General features: G+C 61.2%; 15 protein-coding genes. 3 read left to right on the top strand and 12 right to left on the bottom strand.

The features are described 5' to 3' along the window. Positions 1 to 61: 61 nt before the first annotated feature. Both scpA and GLP43_RS07065 read right to left on the bottom strand, forming a co-directional pair. Positions 62 to 2,191: a methylmalonyl-CoA mutase gene (gene scpA, locus GLP43_RS07070; protein WP_009826511.1), complete on the bottom strand. Its 2,130-nt coding sequence runs from the start codon at positions 2,189 to 2,191 to the stop codon at positions 62 to 64. After that, complete coding sequence (locus GLP43_RS07065; RefSeq protein WP_237278761.1) at positions 2,154 to 3,080, bottom strand: hypothetical protein; 927 nt, start codon at positions 3,078 to 3,080, stop codon at positions 2,154 to 2,156. Before GLP43_RS07065 ends, scpA begins: the two co-directional genes overlap by 38 nt. A gap of 168 nt (positions 3,081 to 3,248) precedes the next feature. Between GLP43_RS07065 and GLP43_RS07060 the strand changes: the two genes are divergently transcribed. Continuing rightward, the gene (locus GLP43_RS07060; RefSeq protein ID WP_005852330.1) at positions 3,249 to 3,710 is read left to right on the top strand and encodes a DUF4174 domain-containing protein; all 462 of its coding nucleotides are present in this window, start codon (positions 3,249 to 3,251) and stop codon (positions 3,708 to 3,710) included. Positions 3,711 to 3,804: 94 nt separating this feature from the next. Here GLP43_RS07060 and GLP43_RS07055 read toward each other — a convergent pair whose 3' ends face one another. The 6 genes from GLP43_RS07055 to GLP43_RS07030 all read right to left on the bottom strand — a co-directional run bounded on the left by GLP43_RS07055 (position 3,805) and on the right by GLP43_RS07030 (position 9,210). Then, the gene (locus tag GLP43_RS07055) at positions 3,805 to 5,850 is read right to left on the bottom strand and encodes an acetyl-CoA carboxylase biotin carboxylase subunit (protein ID WP_237278760.1); all 2,046 of its coding nucleotides are present in this window, start codon (positions 5,848 to 5,850) and stop codon (positions 3,805 to 3,807) included. A 116-nt stretch (positions 5,851 to 5,966) separates the two neighbouring features. Further along, positions 5,967 to 6,173, bottom strand: a complete 207-nt coding sequence (locus tag GLP43_RS07050; protein ID WP_037943771.1) for a hypothetical protein — start codon at positions 6,171 to 6,173, stop codon at positions 5,967 to 5,969. A 184-nt stretch (positions 6,174 to 6,357) separates the two neighbouring features. Next, positions 6,358 to 6,705 carry a hypothetical protein gene (locus GLP43_RS07045; RefSeq protein WP_237278759.1) on the bottom strand — a complete coding sequence of 116 codons (348 nt, stop codon included), beginning with the start codon at positions 6,703 to 6,705 and terminating at the stop codon, positions 6,358 to 6,360. Between the two features lie 99 nt (positions 6,706 to 6,804). Beyond that, the gene (locus tag GLP43_RS07040; protein ID WP_237278758.1) at positions 6,805 to 6,948 is read right to left on the bottom strand and encodes a hypothetical protein; all 144 of its coding nucleotides are present in this window, start codon (positions 6,946 to 6,948) and stop codon (positions 6,805 to 6,807) included. A gap of 214 nt (positions 6,949 to 7,162) precedes the next feature. Next, positions 7,163 to 7,615 carry a DUF6497 family protein gene (locus tag GLP43_RS07035; RefSeq protein ID WP_237278757.1) on the bottom strand — a complete coding sequence of 151 codons (453 nt, stop codon included), beginning with the start codon at positions 7,613 to 7,615 and terminating at the stop codon, positions 7,163 to 7,165. 62 nt (positions 7,616 to 7,677) lie between these two features. Further along, on the bottom strand, positions 7,678 to 9,210 hold the full coding sequence (locus GLP43_RS07030) for an acyl-CoA carboxylase subunit beta (protein ID WP_005852320.1): 1,533 nt from the start codon (positions 9,208 to 9,210) through the stop codon (positions 7,678 to 7,680). A 178-nt stretch (positions 9,211 to 9,388) separates the two neighbouring features. On the opposite strand from GLP43_RS07030, the gene GLP43_RS07025 reads away from it, so the two are divergent. Together GLP43_RS07025 and GLP43_RS07020 are read left to right on the top strand one after the other, a co-directional pair. After that, positions 9,389 to 10,606: a multidrug effflux MFS transporter gene (locus GLP43_RS07025; RefSeq protein WP_064217417.1), complete on the top strand. Its 1,218-nt coding sequence runs from the start codon at positions 9,389 to 9,391 to the stop codon at positions 10,604 to 10,606. A 71-nt stretch (positions 10,607 to 10,677) separates the two neighbouring features. Then, on the top strand, positions 10,678 to 12,078 hold the full coding sequence (locus GLP43_RS07020) for a helix-turn-helix domain-containing protein (RefSeq protein WP_005852316.1): 1,401 nt from the start codon (positions 10,678 to 10,680) through the stop codon (positions 12,076 to 12,078). 4 nt (positions 12,079 to 12,082) lie between these two features. Here the strand turns inward: GLP43_RS07020 and GLP43_RS07015 are convergent, their stop codons facing one another. The 4 genes from GLP43_RS07015 to GLP43_RS07000 all read right to left on the bottom strand — a co-directional run bounded on the left by GLP43_RS07015 (position 12,083) and on the right by GLP43_RS07000 (position 17,483). Then, positions 12,083 to 12,769: a thermonuclease family protein gene (locus tag GLP43_RS07015; RefSeq protein ID WP_237278756.1), complete on the bottom strand. Its 687-nt coding sequence runs from the start codon at positions 12,767 to 12,769 to the stop codon at positions 12,083 to 12,085. Between the two features lie 102 nt (positions 12,770 to 12,871). Continuing rightward, on the bottom strand, positions 12,872 to 14,530 hold the full coding sequence (gene betA / locus GLP43_RS07010; RefSeq protein ID WP_237278755.1) for a choline dehydrogenase: 1,659 nt from the start codon (positions 14,528 to 14,530) through the stop codon (positions 12,872 to 12,874). 259 nt (positions 14,531 to 14,789) lie between these two features. Then, positions 14,790 to 16,241 (bottom strand): betaine-aldehyde dehydrogenase, encoded by a 1,452-nt coding sequence (betB, locus tag GLP43_RS07005; protein WP_237278754.1) that lies wholly within the window; start codon positions 16,239 to 16,241, stop codon positions 14,790 to 14,792. 57 nt (positions 16,242 to 16,298) lie between these two features. Beyond that, the gene (locus tag GLP43_RS07000) at positions 16,299 to 17,483 is read right to left on the bottom strand and encodes a BCCT family transporter (protein WP_237278753.1); all 1,185 of its coding nucleotides are present in this window, start codon (positions 17,481 to 17,483) and stop codon (positions 16,299 to 16,301) included. Between the last annotated feature and the right edge of the window lie 25 nt (positions 17,484 to 17,508).

Genomic DNA, 17,508 nt, shown 5'->3' with positions numbered 1-17,508 from the left:
TTCCAGATGGTTCAAATCCTCGGGGGGAGTGTGAGGGGGCAGACAGCCCCCTCGCGCCCGTTTAGCTGCGTGCGGCACGGATCAGTTTGAGGATATCCTGCGCCGCATTGGGGATATTTGTCCCCGGCCCGAAAATCGCCTTGACCCCCGCGTCCTTGAGGAACTTGTAATCCTGCTGCGGAATGACCCCGCCGCAGATAACCAGAATATCCTCGGCCCCCTGATCCTTCAGCGCCTTGATCAGCTGTGGGGCAAGCGTTTTGTGACCCGCCGCCTGGGACGAGATTCCGATGACATGCACGTCGTTGTCCACGGCATCCTGCGCGGCCTCGGCGGGGGTCTGGAACAGCGGCCCCACATCCACGTCGAACCCGATATCGGCAAAGGCGGTCGCAATGACCTTGGCCCCGCGGTCGTGCCCGTCCTGGCCCATCTTGACCACCAGCATACGCGGGCGGCGGCCTTCGGCTTCGGCGAAATCCTCGACCGATTTCTGGATTTCCGCAAAGCCGCTGTCGCCCTCATAGGCCGCGCCATAGACGCCGGCCAATGTCTTGACCTCGGCGCGGTGACGTCCGAATTTCTCTTCCATCGCCATGCTGATCTCCCCTACGGTGGCGCGGGCGCGGGCGGCTTCGACCGCCCCTTCCAACAGGTTTCCGCCCTCTGCGGCGCGGCGGGTCAGCTCGGCCAGGGCGGCTTTGCAGGCGTCTTCGTCACGCGCGCCACGGATCGCTTCGAGACGTTTGATCTGGCTGTCGCGCACCTTGACGTTATCAACATCCAGAATGTCGATCTCGTCCTCGACCTCGCGGCGGTATTTGTTGACCCCGACGATAACCTCGGTGCCGCGGTCGATCTTGGCCTGACGCGTGGCTGCGGCCTCTTCGATGCGCAGTTTCGGCATGCCGGAGGCGACGGCCTTGGTCATCCCGCCCAGCTCTTCCACCTCTTCGATCAGCTTCCACGCGGCGTCAGCCAGATCGGCGGTCAGCTTCTCGACATAGTAGCTGCCGGCCAGCGGGTCGACGACATTGGTGACGCCGGTTTCTTCCTGCAAAATCAACTGCGTGTTGCGCGCAATGCGCGAGGAGAAATCGGTGGGCAGGGCAATCGCCTCGTCCAGGGCGTTGGTGTGGAGCGACTGCGTACCGCCCAGAACCGCGCTCATCGCCTCGTAGGCGGTGCGGATCACGTTGTTATAGGGGTCTTGTTCTTGAAGGCTTACACCGGAGGTCTGGCAGTGGGTGCGCAGCATCGAGGATTTGGGGTTCTTCGGTTTGAATTCATCCATGATCCGCGACCACAGCAGACGCGCCGCGCGCAGTTTCGCGGCCTCCATAAAGAAGTTCATGCCGATGCAGAAGAAGAAGCTCAGCCGGGGTGCAAACCGGTCGACATCCATGCCCGCGGCAATCGCTGTGCGCACATATTCGCGGCCATCGGCAAGGGTAAAGGCCAGTTCCTGCACAAGGTTCGCGCCCGCCTCTTGCATGTGGTAGCCCGAGATCGAGATGGAGTTGAATTTCGGCATGTGGTCCGAGGTATATTCGATGATATCCCCGATGATCCGCATCGAGGGCTCGGGCGGATAGATATAGGTGTTGCGGACCATGAATTCTTTCAGAATGTCGTTCTGAATGGTGCCCGAAAGCACGGATTTATCATGCCCCTGCTCTTCGCCCGCGACGATGAAATTCGCCAGGATCGGGATCACCGCGCCGTTCATCGTCATCGAGACCGACACTTTGTCGAGCGGGATACCGTCGAACAGGATCTTCATATCCTCGACGCTGTCGATGGCCACGCCCGCCTTGCCCACGTCGCCCTCGACGCGCGGGTGGTCGCTGTCATAGCCGCGGTGGGTGGCCAGATCGAAGGCCACCGACACCCCCTGCTGCCCCGCCGCAAGGGCGCGGCGGTAAAAGGCGTTCGATTCCTCTGCCGTAGAGAAACCCGCATATTGGCGGATCGTCCACGGGCGACCGGCATACATGGTCGCCTTCACCCCGCGGGTAAAGGGTGCCTCCCCCGGGATGCCGCCCAGATGGTCCAGCCCTTCGGTGTCTTCCGCGGTGTAAAGCGGTTTGACATCAATGCCTTCCAGCGTGTGCCACGTCAGGTCATCGAGGCTACGCCCGCGCAACTCCGCCTCAGCCAGATTGCGCCAGTTTTCTTTGTCCGCTGTCATGGTGGTGTCCTTTTCTTCTATCGCCGTCTGGCCAGCTTGTGCCGGCTCTTGGGGCGGTTGATGTCTCTGTCAGATTGGCAAGACCATCCGCACCGGCCGTCAGCCAGAACAGATCGTCCGCATAGGTTTCACGCAAGGCCGCGGCCTGCGCGTCGCTAAAGGGGTGCCAGTTGCCCAGCCCGTCGCTGCGCAGCCCTGCCGCGGCGGGGCCCATCTGCGCACGCAGGCTCGCCTCGTCCGGGCGGCGGTTCAGCCAATAGCCGTGGGCGGCGGGGGCGGCACGACCGGTGAGCTGCGTAAACAGCGCATCGGGGCGGCCAGCGTAATCTTCGTAACGGGCGATGCTGATCTTCGCCTCGGGCAGCGCGCAGGCAAGATCGGTGATCACGTCACGCCAGCCGCGCTGGTCATGGGCGATCCGGTCAATCTGGTCGGCGTCGGGGACGGGATGCCCGCGCCCCACGGTATAGGCCAGCGCCGAGGCCCACCAATGGTCCGTCTGCCGGATGGTCAGCACCACCTGTGTCACGCGCCCGCCAAAGCTGGCCCCGAACCGCGCCATACGTTCGCCGATGGCCGGAAACAGCCGCCCGCTGCGCACCGAATGGCGCGCCGACCCGATCATATTCTCGTCCGAGATCAGCAATTGATCCGCCCCGAGGTCCCGCGCCTTGCCCATCAGCAGCGATACGCGCCCGTTTACCAAATTCGGCCCCGAGGCCAGAATTCCCGACGCCGGAAACAGCCCTGCAAACAGCCCGCCACGGGTCTGGCGCGGCCCCCAGACGCAGGTGCCCTGCGCCGCAATGGGATCGGCGTGATCCGCCAGATAGCGTTGAAAACTGGTGGTTCCTGTACGGTGTGCACCGACGTGAAGAAGAATATCCATGATCTGCTTGCCCAATCCTTGAACGGGGGCCAGCCACTGTGGCCCACTAAGAGTTTGAGCCACAGTCATGCCCGCAAACCTGTTGCAGAGTGCTTAATATGCGCAGATGTCCGGTTGCGCATCGCAATTGCGTCGCGCAAGCTTATATCTGTACGGACAGGAGACAAAATGAAACCAGTGATAGCCCTTGTTTTTGCAGGATTGTTTGCGGTCTCGGCGGGGGCGCAAACGGCCACGGAACCCGAGGTTCCCACGTTGTTCCTGCCCGCAGATATGGAAGATTTGAGTGAATTCCACTGGAAAAAAAGACCGGTTCTGGTCTTTGCGGACAGCGAGGATGACCCCGCCTTCCAATCCCAGATGGAGCTTTTGCGCGAGCAGCCCGAAGACTTGATCGAACGTGACGTGATTGTCTTGACCGATACTGACCCAGCGGCGCGCAGCCCGTTGCGGCTGCGGATGCGGCCGCGCGGGTTCATGTTGGTGCTGGTGGGCAAAGACGGCGGGATCAAGCTGCGCAAGCCCCGCCCGTGGGATGTCCGCGAGATCACCCGCAGCATCGACAAAATGACCATCCGGCAACGCGAAATTCGCGAAGCAAAGGAGAAGTCAGGTAAAATCTTCGACTGAACAGCCACCAGCCGCTGCAATATGGGCCGGTGCTGCGAAGGGGTCCCCCGCAGCGCCGTGTCGTATCCCATGATGGCAACGGCTGGCATAGCGCTTATTCGAACTCGATGATGACGTCATCCACAGCGAGGCTATCCCCCGCTGCGGCATTGACCTTGGACACTTTGCCCTTCTTCTCGGCGCGCAGGATGTTTTCCATCTTCATCGCCTCGATGGTGCAGAGGTTCTGGCCTTCCTGAACCTCGTCGCCAACCTCTACATCGATCTTCACCACCAGACCCGGCATCGGGCACAGCAGCATTTTCGATGTGTCGGGCGGCAGTTTCTCGGGCATCAGACGGGCCAGTTCGGCCTGACGCGGGTTGCGCACATGCACTTTCATATCCGCGCCACGGGCCCGCACGCGGAACCCGCCAGAGATTTTGCCGACCTTGAACACCAGCGGTGCTTCATCGACGGTCATCTCGGCCAGTTGGTCGCCCGGTGTCCAGTCGCCCGCAACGCGCAGCGCTGTGCCCTCGTCAAACGTCACCGTCGCGCCCTTTGGATCGGCCTGAATTTCCACATCAAACGACTGGCCTTGCAGCGCGACGTTCCAGGCGGTGCCGACCTTGCGTTCGTGGTTGTCCATGCGGCCCGACACACGAGTCCGGCGGATCTCGCCGACGCGGTGCATGGCGGCGGTGGCCGCCGCGATCCGGCGCAGTTCTGCGTCAGGCAACTCTACCCCGTCGAACCCGTCGGGGTATTGTTCGGCGATGAAGGCGGTGGTCATGTTGCCTTCGACAAAGATCGGGTGATCCATCACGGCAGAGAGGAACGGCAGGTTGTGCCCGATGCCTTCAACCTCGAAGCTATCCAGCGCCACACGCATCCGTTCAATCGCCTCGGCGCGCGTCGGCGCCCATGTGCACAGCTTGGCGATCATCGGGTCATAATACATCGAGATCTCGCCGCCCTCGTACACACCGGTATCGTTGCGCACAGCCGTATCGCCCGCAGGCGCATCGCCCTGCCATTTGTCGTTGGTCAGCAAGGGGCCGGCCGCGATCTCCATCGGAGGACGGTAGCGCGTCAGACGCCCGATGGAGGGCAGGAAACCGCGGTATGGATCTTCGGCATAGAGCCGGTTTTCGATCGCCCAACCGGTCAGTTTCACATCGTCTTGGGTGATGGTCAGCTTTTCGCCATTGGCGATGCGGATCATCTGTTCGACCAGATCAACACCGGTGATCAGCTCGGTCACAGGGTGTTCCACCTGAAGACGGGTGTTCATTTCGAGGAAGTAGAAGTTTTTGTCGCCGTCCACGATAAATTCGACCGTACCGGCAGAGGTATAGCCAACGGCCTGCGCCAAGGCGACGGATTGCTCGCCCATGGCTTTGCGGGTGGCTTCGTCAAGGAAAGGCGACGGGGCCTCTTCCACGACCTTCTGGTTGCGGCGCTGGATCGAACATTCGCGTTCGCCTAGATAGATGCCGTTGCCGTGGGCGTCGCAAAGCACCTGAATTTCGATGTGGCGCGGCTGGGTCACGAATTTCTCGATAAAGATACGGTCATCGCCAAAGCTGTTGGCGGCCTCGTTCTTGGACGACTGGAACCCCTCACGGGCCTCTTCGTCGTTCCACGCGATACGCATCCCCTTGCCGCCCCCACCGGCAGACGCCTTCAGCATCACCGGGTAGCCGATTTCGTTCGAGATCTTCACCGCCTCGGCCGCGTCTTCGATCAGCCCCATATAGCCGGGGACCGTGGAAACACCGGCTTCCTGCGCGATTTTCTTGGAGGTGATCTTGTCGCCCATCTTCTCGATCGCGCCCTTAGGGGGGCCGACAAAGGCGACGCCAGCGGCGTCGAGCGCCTCGGCGAATTTCGCGTTCTCGGACAGGAAGCCATAGCCGGGGTGTACGGCCTGCGCGCCCGACTGCTTGATCGCGTTCATGATCTTGTCGATCACGATATACGACTGGTTCGCGGCGGGCGGGCCGATGTGGATCGCCTCATCGGCCATCTGGACGTGCAACGCCTGCGCATCAGCGTCGGAATAGACGGCGACGGTTTCGATGCCCATCTTCTTGGCGGTCTTGATAACGCGGCAGGCAATCTCGCCGCGGTTGGCGATCAGGATCTTATTGAACATCGACTGTCCCTTTTGGTCTTGAGTGAACGGAAAAACCCCGCATCAGCACGCGGCTGAGCGGGGCAAAATCTTTGGCACTGCAGCTACCGCGACCCGAGGCCGCGGCAGATGTCAGATTATTGGCAGCGCACTGCGCCGGATTGGCACGCCAGTACGTTTGCACCAGCACCGATGGCCGCGCCCTGCGCGAGGCTACCGCCTGTGACGGCTGCAGCACCGGCACCCACGACACCACCGCCGAGCGCTTGTTCGCCCAGTGTGTCACCGCATGCAGCGAGGCCAGCGGACGCAGTAACGGCGAGAAGAATTGTTTTGATGGACATGGGATTAAACCTTTTATTGATCGTGCGTTATTCGTGATGTGATGCTGATAAACGCATGGTTTCGCAGAAGGTTCCACCGCGGTTCGAAATTCTGCGCGCGCCCCTGCCCCAACGGGCAAATTACCGCCCAACATGCCGCGCATGTGGCGAAAATCAGCTGAAAGGAAGGGGGCGACGCGCATGATCAATCCTCGAACGCGTCGGGGAAAGACGCCCGGGCAAGGGCTTCGTTGATGACCAGCATCGCTTCGTAGTCGGCTGGATCAAAGGGGTCATCTACCGCGACGACCTCGCGGCCAAAGAGCCACGACAGACGGCCCGCGTCCAGATTGCCCCTTTCGAACGGCTCGTCGCCAAAGGCTTCCCACAGCGCGCGCATAAAGGCGGTGTCAACGCGACGGTCCGCCGCCTTGCGGTCAGAACGGCGTTCGCGACGGGTCAGCGGGGTGACCCCACGCGGATTGGCGCGACGGATAACGAATTGATAGTCTGATCCGGGCATACGCCCCGGAAAACCGCGATGTTTCAGCATGATACCCCCCAGACTGCGAGAGCGATGCGCGGTGCTATCCCTGCGTTACGTGCCGCAGAGAGGTTGGAGACAGGCGCAGACGCCTGCCCCCAGCAAGCATTACTTGTACTTGCCTGTGTACACGGGCTCAACCGAGATGGGCTCGGGTGCGACCACGACGAATTCTTCTTGCTGCTTGGGTGCGCATGCCGAAACGGCTGCGATAAGGCCGAATGCGGCCAGCATTGTGATGCTCTTGGACATCTAAGTCTCCTGTCACTGTTTAAAGGGCCCGGCACTGCCTCATGCCAATCAGACCCCGGTTTTAAAGTAAGAAATACGTCGGTATTCCCCGCCGCGACATTATCGCAGTTCATTGGCGTTGCATACGGTGTGCTTTCCAATGCGGCCAAATGTGACGCCAAAGCCGCAGTTCGGCGCGCTGGTGCCGCAGCGCTCGCAAGATGTTGTGGGTGCATCAAAGGCCCTCCCAGATACAGGTGTCGTTGCTCAGGCGAAATGCCTCGAAAAACTGTGTGGCATCGGGGTCGGACACCCCGAATTCCGTGACGCGATCAGCCAAAGAGATCACGATGACCTCTCCGTCCAGCGCATGTTGCGCCATATAGGGAATGGCCAGCGCGTCGCACAGATAGGTCATATCGGCCCCAACCTGCGCAAAGTCCACAGCGCCCGTATCGCGCGCGATATAAGGGGCGACAAAACGGAAGCGCAGCCATGTCTGCACCCCCACCTCGTCTATCAGCACCTCTTGCAATTCGATGCTTTCGCCCGACGGCACCTCGACCGGCTGCGCCGCGGCAGAGGCCGCGGCCAAAGCTGCGCAAACCGCAAGCCACTTCGGTGCCGCACCCGCTGGATGCAGCCCGTAGGGCAAAGACGCGGAAAGAAAGGATCGAACGGAAAGCAAAGCGGTCTCCTGCCCCTCGGGGTGCCTGAAAAGGCACCGCAAGGGATATGGATTAAACGACGTTAGAGCGGGATGTTGTTATGCTTTTTCCAAGGCATTGCGGCTTTCTTGTTGCGCAACGAGGCAAAGGCGCGGGCAATCCGCTTGCGCGTGGTACGCGGCTGGATCACTTCGTCGATAAAGCCACGCTCTGCCGCCACAAAGGGGTTCGCGAAACGCTCTTCGTAGTCGGCGGTGTGTCGTGCGATCTTTTCGGGGTCGTTCAGATCGGCACGGTGGATGATCTCTGTCGCGCCCTTGGCCCCCATCACGGCAATCTCGGCTGTGGGCCACGCGTAGTTGAAGTCGGACCGCAGGTGCTTGGACGCCATCACGTCATAAGCGCCGCCATAGGCTTTGCGGGTGATGACCGTCACCATCGGCACCGTCGCTTCGCCATAGGCGAACAGCAGCTTGGCACCGTGTTTGATCACGCCGCCATATTCCTGCCCCGTACCGGGGAGGAAGCCGGGCACGTCCACCAGCGTCAGGATCGGAATCTCGAACGCATCGCAGAAGCGCACAAACCGCGCCGCCTTGCGCGAGCTGTCGATATCAAGGCACCCCGCCAGCACCATCGGCTGGTTTGCGACCACACCCACGGTGCGCCCTTCGATACGGATAAAGCCGGTCAGGATGTTCTTGGCGAAGTCTTCCTGAATTTCGTAAAAATCGCCTTCATCCGCAAGCTTGTGGATCAGCTCTTTCATGTCATAGGGCGTGTTGGCGTTGCTGGGCACCAAAGTATCAAGCGACGCCTCGATTCGGTCGGGCTCGTCAAAGAACGGGCGCACGGGCGGCAGGTCGCGGTTGTTGGCAGGCAGGAAATCGACCAGACGACGCACCTCGGCCAGTGCTTCGACGTCATTTTCAAACGCGCCATCCGCGACGGAGGATTTGCGCGTGTGCGTCGTCGCGCCGCCCAATTCCTCTGCGGTGACCTGTTCGTTGGTCACGGTTTTCACCACGTCAGGGCCTGTCACGAACATATAGGACGTGTCTTTGACCATGAAGATAAAGTCGGTCATCGCAGGGGAATAGACCGCCCCGCCCGCACATGGCCCCATGATCACGCTGATCTGCGGGATCACACCGGAGGCCTCGATATTGCGTTGGAACACTTCGGCATAGCCCGCGAGGCTGTCGACGCCTTCCTGAATACGCGCACCGCCGGAATCGTTGATCCCGATGACAGGCGCACCGTTCTGGATCGCCATATCCTGAATCTTGCAGATCTTCTGCGCGTGGGTCTGGGACAGCGATCCGCCAAAGACCGTGAAATCCTGACTGAAGACATAGACCAGACGGCCATTGATCGTGCCCCAACCGGTGACAACGCCGTCACCTGCGGGTTTTTGCTGCTCCATCCCGAAGTCGGTGCAGCGGTGGGTGACGAACATGTCGAATTCTTCAAACGACCCATCATCAAGCAACAGGTCGATCCGCTCGCGGGCGGTCAGCTTGCCACGGGCGTGCTGCGCGTCAATGCGCTTTTGCCCTCCGCCCAGTCGGGCGTCGTCGCGGCGGGTTTCAAGCTGTTCCAGAATATCTTTCATCACGCACCTCTATAAGATTTCCGCCACCGTAACGCCGCCCCCGCGCGAACCAAAGCGCATTTTTGCAAATTTGCAAAAACTATACACCCTTCTCCTTGCTAATTGAAAACTTGCAAATCGTTCGGTTACCGTATGGTTCTGGATAGACAAGATGCAACCGCAGGCATACTGATATGCAATGATCAAGGATAACCCCGTCCGTTTTCTGGATAAAACATCCCCCCCGCATATTTCCACGCTGATCCTTCTTTCTGGGATCGGGGCGCTGGCGATGAATATGTTCCTGCCAAGCCTTCCCGCTATGGCTGAATATTTCGACGCCGATTACTCTGTGATGCAGCTTTCCGTGCCGCTTTATCTGCTGTGCAGCGCGGTATTGCAGGTGCTGATCGGCCCGATTTCGGATAATCTAGGCCGCCGCAATGTGCTGCTGTGGGGGTTGGCGATATATATGGTTGCGACGGTGGGCTGTATCTACGCCCCCACGACGGCTGTGTTCCTTGCCTTCCGCTGCGTGCAGGCCATCGTCGCCGTGTCGATGGTGCTAAGCCGTGCAGTGGTCCGCGATATGTTCGCCCAAGATAAAGCCGCCTCGATGATCGGCTATGTCACGATGGGCATGGCGCTGGTGCCCATGATCTCCCCCGCTGTGGGCGGGTTGCTGGAACAATCCTTCGGCTGGCAGGCGACCTTCTGGGCGATGTTCTGGATCGGGGCGCTGGTACTGGCGATCACATGGTTCGACCTTGGCGAGACCCACGTCGCGTCAGGGCGCACGCTGACCCAGCAATTCGCCGAATACCCCGAGCTGCTCGGCTCTCCGCGGTTCTGGGGGTATTCGATGGCGGCGGCCTGCTGCTCGGGGGCGTTCTTTGCCTACCTTGGCGGCGCGCCCTTTGTAGGCAGCGTCGTTTTCGGCATGGAACCGGCCGAGCTTGGCATCTATTTCGGCGCGCCTGCCGTGGGCTATTTCCTTGGCAACTTTATCACGGCCCGCAAAGCGACCGTGGTCGGCGTCAACACGCTGGTGCTTTGGGGCTGTTTGGCCAATGCGATTGGCGGTTCGGTGTCGATGATGATCTTCCTGCTGGGCTATGGATCGCCGCTATCCTTCTTTGGCATGATGACGCTGGTGGGCCTTGGCAACGGGTTGTGCATCCCCAACGCGACCGCGGGCCTGTTGTCGGTACGCCCGCATCTGGCGGGCACGGCATCCGGGCTTGGCGGCGCGATCATGATTGGCGGTGGTGCGGGGCTGAGCATTCTGGCCGGTGCCCTGCTGAGCGAAGAAACCGGAGCCTATCCGCTGCTCTGGATCATGCTGGCTACGGCCGTCGCGGGTGTCGCGTCGATCTTGGTCGTGATCCGCCGTGAACGGGCGCTTGGTATCGCCTGACGGGCCTTGCCGCCACTAGTTTGCAAAGATACGGTTTGCAGAACCAATAACTTTGCAAAGGCCCCACCCCGATGGCGATCCAAAAGCTATACGCTGGCGCAAAACTGCGCGAGCTGCGCACAAATCTGGCTCATACCCAGAAAGAATTCGCCGCGCGCCTTGGCGTATCCCTTCCGTACTTGAACCAGATGGAGAACAATAACCGACCCGTCAGCACCACGGTCGTGTTGGCGCTGGCGTCTGAATTCGGGATGGATGTCACCGAACTGTCGAGCGGGGACAGCGAACGGTTGGTCAGCGACATGCGCGAAGTCCTGTCCGATCCGGTGTTCGAGGGCGATGTGCTGCCGCTGGCCGATGTGCAGCTTGCGGCCTCCAACGCGCCGGGGCTGGCGCGGGCATTCATCAAGCTGCACCAAAGCCACCGCCAGACCCAGGAACGGCTGGCCTATCTGGACGAAGCCTTGGGCCGCGAAGATGCCCGCCCTTCCCCCAGCCCGTGGGAAGAGGTGCGCGACTTCTTCCATTATTGCGACAATTATCTGGATGCCGTGGACCGCGCCGCGGAGTATTTCGCCCGCGACACCGGCACCGGCCAAAGCCTGCGCGACACCACGCTAGAGGCGCTGTCCAGCGCAGGCATCACCGTCGCCTTCGACGAGACAGATGCCCTGCGCCGCTATGATCCGGCCAGCGGCGTATTGCATGTATCGGCCCGCGCCTCGCAGGCCACACAGACGTTCCAGATGCTGCTACAGGTCGCCCTTGTGCGCCAGAACGACCTGCTTGAGGCAACCTTGGATTTCGCGCGTTTCAACAGCCCTGCGGCCCGTGACATCGCGAAGATGGGGCTGGCGAACTACTTTGCCGGGGCCGCGCTGATGCCCTACGCTCGGTTTCTGGAGCGCGCCCAAAGCTGCCGCCATGACCTTGAGGTGCTGGCCTCCGATTTTGGGGCGTCGATCGAACAGGTCGCGCATCGGCTGTCGACGCTGCAACGCCCGGGGTCAAAGGGGATTCCGTTCTTCTTTGTCCGTGTGGATCAGGCGGGCACGATCACCAAACGCCATTCGGCCACCCGTCTGCAATTCGCGCGGTTTGGCGGAGCCTGCCCCCTGTGGAACGTGCACAGCGCCTTTGAAACGCCGGGCCGCTTCCTGCGCCAGCTGGCCGAAACGCCGGACGGGGTACGCTATATCTCGCTGGCGCGGGACATCTCGAAACCGGCGGGGCGGTTTGGCGCACCGGTGCGGCGCTATGCGATTTCACTGGGGTGCGAGGTGCGCCATGCGCCCGCGCTGGTCTATGCCGACGGGATGGACACCACCCGCGCCTCTGCGTTTGAACCTATCGGCATATCTTGCCGTATCTGCGAACGTAAACATTGCCACCAGCGGTCTGTGCCGCCGCTGGAACGCCAACTGGTGGTAGACCCGAACCTGCGCGACGTGCTGCCCTATCAGGTGGATTGACCGCTTACCGCTTAGCCGCCCGCCATCCGGCGGCACGCGCCTGCGCCGCGCTGCAGAACCAGCGTTCGCCCTTGTCGGTGCGGATCACGGTACGGTCATAGTCGTGCTGTCCGGGCACGTGAAAGATCCGCGTGCCCTTGCTGCTGACATTCCCCTTGATCACACAACCGCCCGGCCCTGCCGAGGCGACGGGTTTCGCCACCGTTCTAGAGGCTTTGCGATAGGCATCGGGGCGCTGCGTTTCATAGACATGCACCCCGCGTCCTGCCCGCTTGGCCGCCGCTTCACTCGCGACATAGGCGCGGCTGTAGCGCGCGTAGGAAAAGGCCAGCCCCGCCGCGACCAAGGCTTGCCCCATGTCCTGCCCCAAGGCGGCACAGCGCGCGACAATCCGGCCATAGCGGTCGGTATCCACCCGCTGGCAGTCGGCCCGCTGTCCGTCATAGGTGGCGCGCACCTGCGCCGTCACCCAAGCGCCGCAGTTCAACACGCGCCCATCCGCTGAACGGCAAGGCTGATCCCCTTCGACCGCATCGATGCCGAAAAGCCTGATCCGCGTCTCACCCAATGCGATCGTATCGCCGTCGATCACCCGGATCTCGCCCGTCAGGCGCGGTTCGACCGCCGCAGCGGGCTGCGTGAAAACGGCGACCAGCGCCGCTGCGAAACATGTGTGAAGGATGGCTTTCATATCCCGTTGATTGGGGTGTTTCCACGCCCCAATCAACCAGAGATATTAACTAAGGTTAACTTTCGTTAACACTTGTGGCCTCTCGACCAAGGGTCCAGCCCCTTAGCGCTGCGCGGTTTCCCAGTCGGGGTGAATCCAGGGCGCGTCATTCGCCGCGGCCAATGGATCAAGCCCCAGCACATGGTCCGAGATTTTCTCGCCCACCATGATGGACGGGGCGTTCAGGTTGCCATTGGTGATCCGCGGGAAGATCGAGCTGTCGGCGACACGCAGCCCCTCTACCCCGATCACACGGCCCTGCGGATCGACCACCGCCTGCGGGTCATCGGCGCGGCCCATGCGGCAGGTACCACAGGGGTGATAGGCGCTTTCGGCATGTTCACGGATGAAGGCATTAAGCTCCTCGTCGCTTTGCACATCGGCCCCCGGCTGGATCTCGTGTTTGACGAAGGGTTTGAAGGCGTCCTGCGCAAAGATCTCGCGGGTGAGGCGAATACAGGTGCGGAACTCCTCCCAATCCTTGTCTTGCGACATGTAGTTGAAAAAGATTTTCGGCGCGTCGGCCGGATTGCCCGAGGCCAGGGTGACAGACCCGCGCGAGGTCGACCGCATCGGCCCCACATGCGCCTGAAACCCGTGGCCTTCGGCGGCGGCCTGCCCGTCATAGCGCACGGCGATCGGCAGGAAGTGATACTGGATGTCAGGGTATTTGATCCCCGCCTTCGACCGGATGAAGGCCGCGCTTTCAAACTGGTTCGACGCGCCCATGCCGGTTTTCGTGAACAACCACTGCGCGCCGATCACGGCCTTGGAAAAGATGTTCCAGTGCTTGTACAGCGTAATCGGCTGGCTGGCGGCCATCTGGATATACAGTTCAAGGTGGTCTTGCAGGTTCTGGCCCACACCGGGACGGTCGGCGATCACCTCGATACCATGCCCTGCCAGATGCGCGGCAGGGCCGATGCCCGACAGCATCAGCAGCTTGGGCGAGTTGATGGAGGACGCCGCGATGATCACCTCGCCGCTGGCGCGCAGCACCTCGGTCTTGCCACCGCGCAGCACCTCGACCCCGACAGCGCGACCGTCTTCGATCACGATCCGCTGCGCCAAGGCGCGTACGAGTTCGACGTTGCCGGTCTTTTGCGCGGGCCGCAGATAGGCGTTGGCCGCGGACCAGCGCCGGCCCTTCCAGACCGTCTGCTCCATCGGGCCGAAGCCTTCCTGTTTCTCGCCGTTATAATCGTCGGTCGCCTCGTATCCCGCTTGTTTGCCCGCCTCGACAAAGGCTTCGAACAAGGGATTTTCGCGGGGGCCACGGCTGACATGCAGCGGGCCGTCAGTGCCGCGCCAGTCGGGGTCGCCCCCGTGGCCGCCATCGTGCCAGCTTTCCATGCGTTTGAAATAGGGCAGCACATCGGCATAGCCCCAGCCGTCGGCCCCCTGTTCTTCCCAGTGGTCATAGTCCATCGCGTGCCCGCGCACATAGACCATCCCGTTGATTGAGGACGATCCGCCAATCACCTTGCCACGCGGGGTCGCCAGACGACGGTTGTTCAAATGCGGTTCGGGTTCGGACTGGAACCCCCAGTCGTAGGTTTTCATGTTCATCGGGTAGGACAGCGCCGCCGGCATCTGGATGAACGGCCCCGCATCGCTGCCACCATGTTCGATCACCAATACCTTGCGCCCTGCCGTGGCCAGGCGGTACGCCATCGCGCAGCCCGCGCTGCCCGCCCCTACGATAATAAATTCAGCTTCCATCCTATCGCCTTCCTTCCGTGAGTCTTGTGCGGGTCAACGAGGCCGCAGGCCCCGCGCCCCGGCGCGGCTGGTCCTTGACGCGCGCAAGACTCGCATCCCAACATTGTCGCGGTGACTTGAGGATCAGACCGATCCGTCAAGCACCTCTCAGCATATTCCGGCACGCCCTGCCCAAGCCCCCATTCTTGCCGAAGGAAAGCCCGGGCCAAATGCGTGCCCCAAGTATCGCATGCGCGTTAGCGCAGCGTTGGATCAGCCCCTAGAAAGGCGCTTCCATATCGCCCATGCGCACGTAGACGGTTTTCAGCTGGCTATAGTGATCAATCGCCGCCTTGGAGTTCTCGCGCCCCACGCCCGAATTTTTCATGCCGCCAAAGGGGGCTTCGACCGGTGCGTCGTTATAGGTGTTGATATAGCAGGTGCCCGCCTCGAACCCCGCCGCGACGCGGTGCGCGCGGGACAGGTCTTTGGTGAACACACCGGCGGCCAGACCGAATTCGGTCGCATTGGCACGGGCCATGACCTCTTCCTCGGTCTCGAAATCCAGCACCGACATGACCGGCCCGAAAATCTCTTCGCGCGCGATGGACATGTCGTCGGTCACATCAGCAAAGACAGTGGGCTGCATGTAAAATCCGTCGCGGTCGATCGCCGCCCCGCCATAGACCAGACGCGCGCCTTCGGCCTTGCCCTTTTCGACATAGCCAAGCGCGATCTCCATCTGGCGCTTTGATACCATCGGGCCAAAGCTGGTGTCAGGGTCCATCGGGTCGCCGATCACAGCAGTCTCAAGCCGCTCGGCCAAGCGTTTCAGGAATGCCTCCTTGATATCGCGGTGTACGAAGACACGGGTGCCGTTCGAACAGATTTGACCCGAGCTGTAGAAATTCCCCAAGATCGCGCCACTGATGGCGTTTTCAATGTCGGCGTCCTCGAACACGATCATCGGGGACTTGCCGCCCAGTTCCATCGTGACGTGCTTGATACCTTCGGCAGCGGCGGCATAGACTTTGCGGCCCGTGGGTACAGAGCCGGTGAGCGAGACCTTGTCGACGCGCAGGTCGGTCACAAGGGAGGCCCCCACTTCGCCCATGCCCTGCACAACGTTATAAAGACCGGCGGGCAGCCCTGCCTCTACCAGAATTTCCGCGACTTTCAGCGCGCAAAGCGGCGTCGTCTCGGACGGCTTGAAGATGATCGAGTTCCCGCAGGCCAGCGCCGGTGCGCCTTTCCAGCACGCGATTTGCGTCGGATAGTTCCATGCGCCGATACCGACACAGACGCCCAAAGGTTCGCGGCGGGTATAGACCCAGTCTTCGCCCAGCTGGATATGTTCGCCCGTCAGAGAGGCCGCCAGACCGCCGAAATATTCCAGCGCATCCGCACCGCTGGTCGCATCCGCAACCGAGGTTTCCTGATAGGGTTTGCCGGTGTCATACGTCTCAAGGATCGACAGATCGTGGTTGCGTTCGCGCATGATGTCGGCGGCGCGGCGCAGGATACGGCCCCGTTCGGTACCGGTCATCGCGGCCCAAGCAACTTGCGCGTCCCGCGCGGCGGTGATGGCTTTCTCGACGATTTCCGGCGTGGCGGCATAGACGGTCGCGATGACCTCGCCCGTGGCCGGGTAGATCACCTCGATCGGGGTGCCGTTGGTATCTTCGACATATTCGCCGTTGATGAAATGGCTGGCGGTGGGTTGCGTTTGCATAGGTCTCTCTTTTCGGTTGGGCCCCGCCCGTATGGCGGGGCCGCTCAGGTTTAAGGGTTATTCGGCCGGGATATTGGCGTTGCCATCCAGCCCGTGCAGGTGACGGCGTTTGACAAAGAACATATAGCCAAGCGCCAGCAGGTAGATGCCGATCACGATGGTCCCGACCCACTGGATTTGCAGCCACTGGCTTTGGAACAGCAGGGTCAGCACGAATAGGCCGATGGCGTTCGCCAGCACGTAAGACACCGTGCCAAAGCGCTCGGTCGTGAAGTTGAGGTTATCGGTGTAGAGCCGGATCAAACTGTCGAAAGAGTTGATCACGAACACGATGCCCACGATGGTCATGGCCCAGTTCGGGAAGCCCGCGGTACCGATGCCGTTCAGGTGGTAGTAGTACAGCACCGAGAACCACAGCCCCAAGGGGATCGACGGGAATACCAGCAAGGATGCCAGCAGTTGCCACGTCTTCAGCCCGCCGACAAAGCGGCTAACGAACTGCCCGATCATGATAGACCAGGCGAACCACCAGAACAGGTAGAATTCGTGGTAATCCGTCAGCGGGATGATGAACTTGTGGATGTTCGCGAAATAGCCACCAAGGTTGCTTGCCGTTGAGGTGAATTCGCCCAGTCCCATGCCGGCGTTCAGCCACATGTAAGCAATCAACGCCAGAAACAGCAGGGTCGAGCTGACAGACAGCACGCGCACAAACTTGAGGTCCGTCGAACTGAAGGCCGCAATCAAGATCACGAGGAAGCAGATCAGGTAGAAGACCGGCAGGATCGTCTCTCCGTCGCCGACCTCGGCGATGTAATAGGGCATATAGATCAGGAACAACGCACCGGTGAAGGCACAAGTGGTGATGATCACGATGTTGTTCAGCAGCTTGATCGCGGGGATCTCAAAGAACTTCACCCGCGGCTCGATGGCGCAGAAATAGAAGGTCGTCAGGAAATAGAACGCCCAGATCAGAAAGCCCCAAAACCCGAATTCAAGCGCCAGCGGGTTGGTGAACCCATAGGCTGGCTCGGTGGCCGTATCCGCATAAAGCGGGAAGTCGAAGGCCAGCGGGAACATGATCAGCCCCACATCCAGCCCCGACGTAAAGAGGATCGCGATAAAGGTGAACAGCGGCACCGGCGTCACGCCGGTCAGCGGCAGGTTCCACCACTTGATCGTACAGAAAATAGTTAAGCCCAAAGCCAGTATGACCCCGAACGAAATGATGGTCGTTAACATTGTGTCCCTCCGTGTTGGGGGTGCA

The organism is Sulfitobacter sp. M39 (genome assembly GCF_021735935.1).
In the GTDB taxonomy this organism is placed as follows: Bacteria; Pseudomonadota; Alphaproteobacteria; order Rhodobacterales; family Rhodobacteraceae; genus Sulfitobacter.
This window is presented reverse-complemented; position numbering and strand designations above follow the sequence as displayed.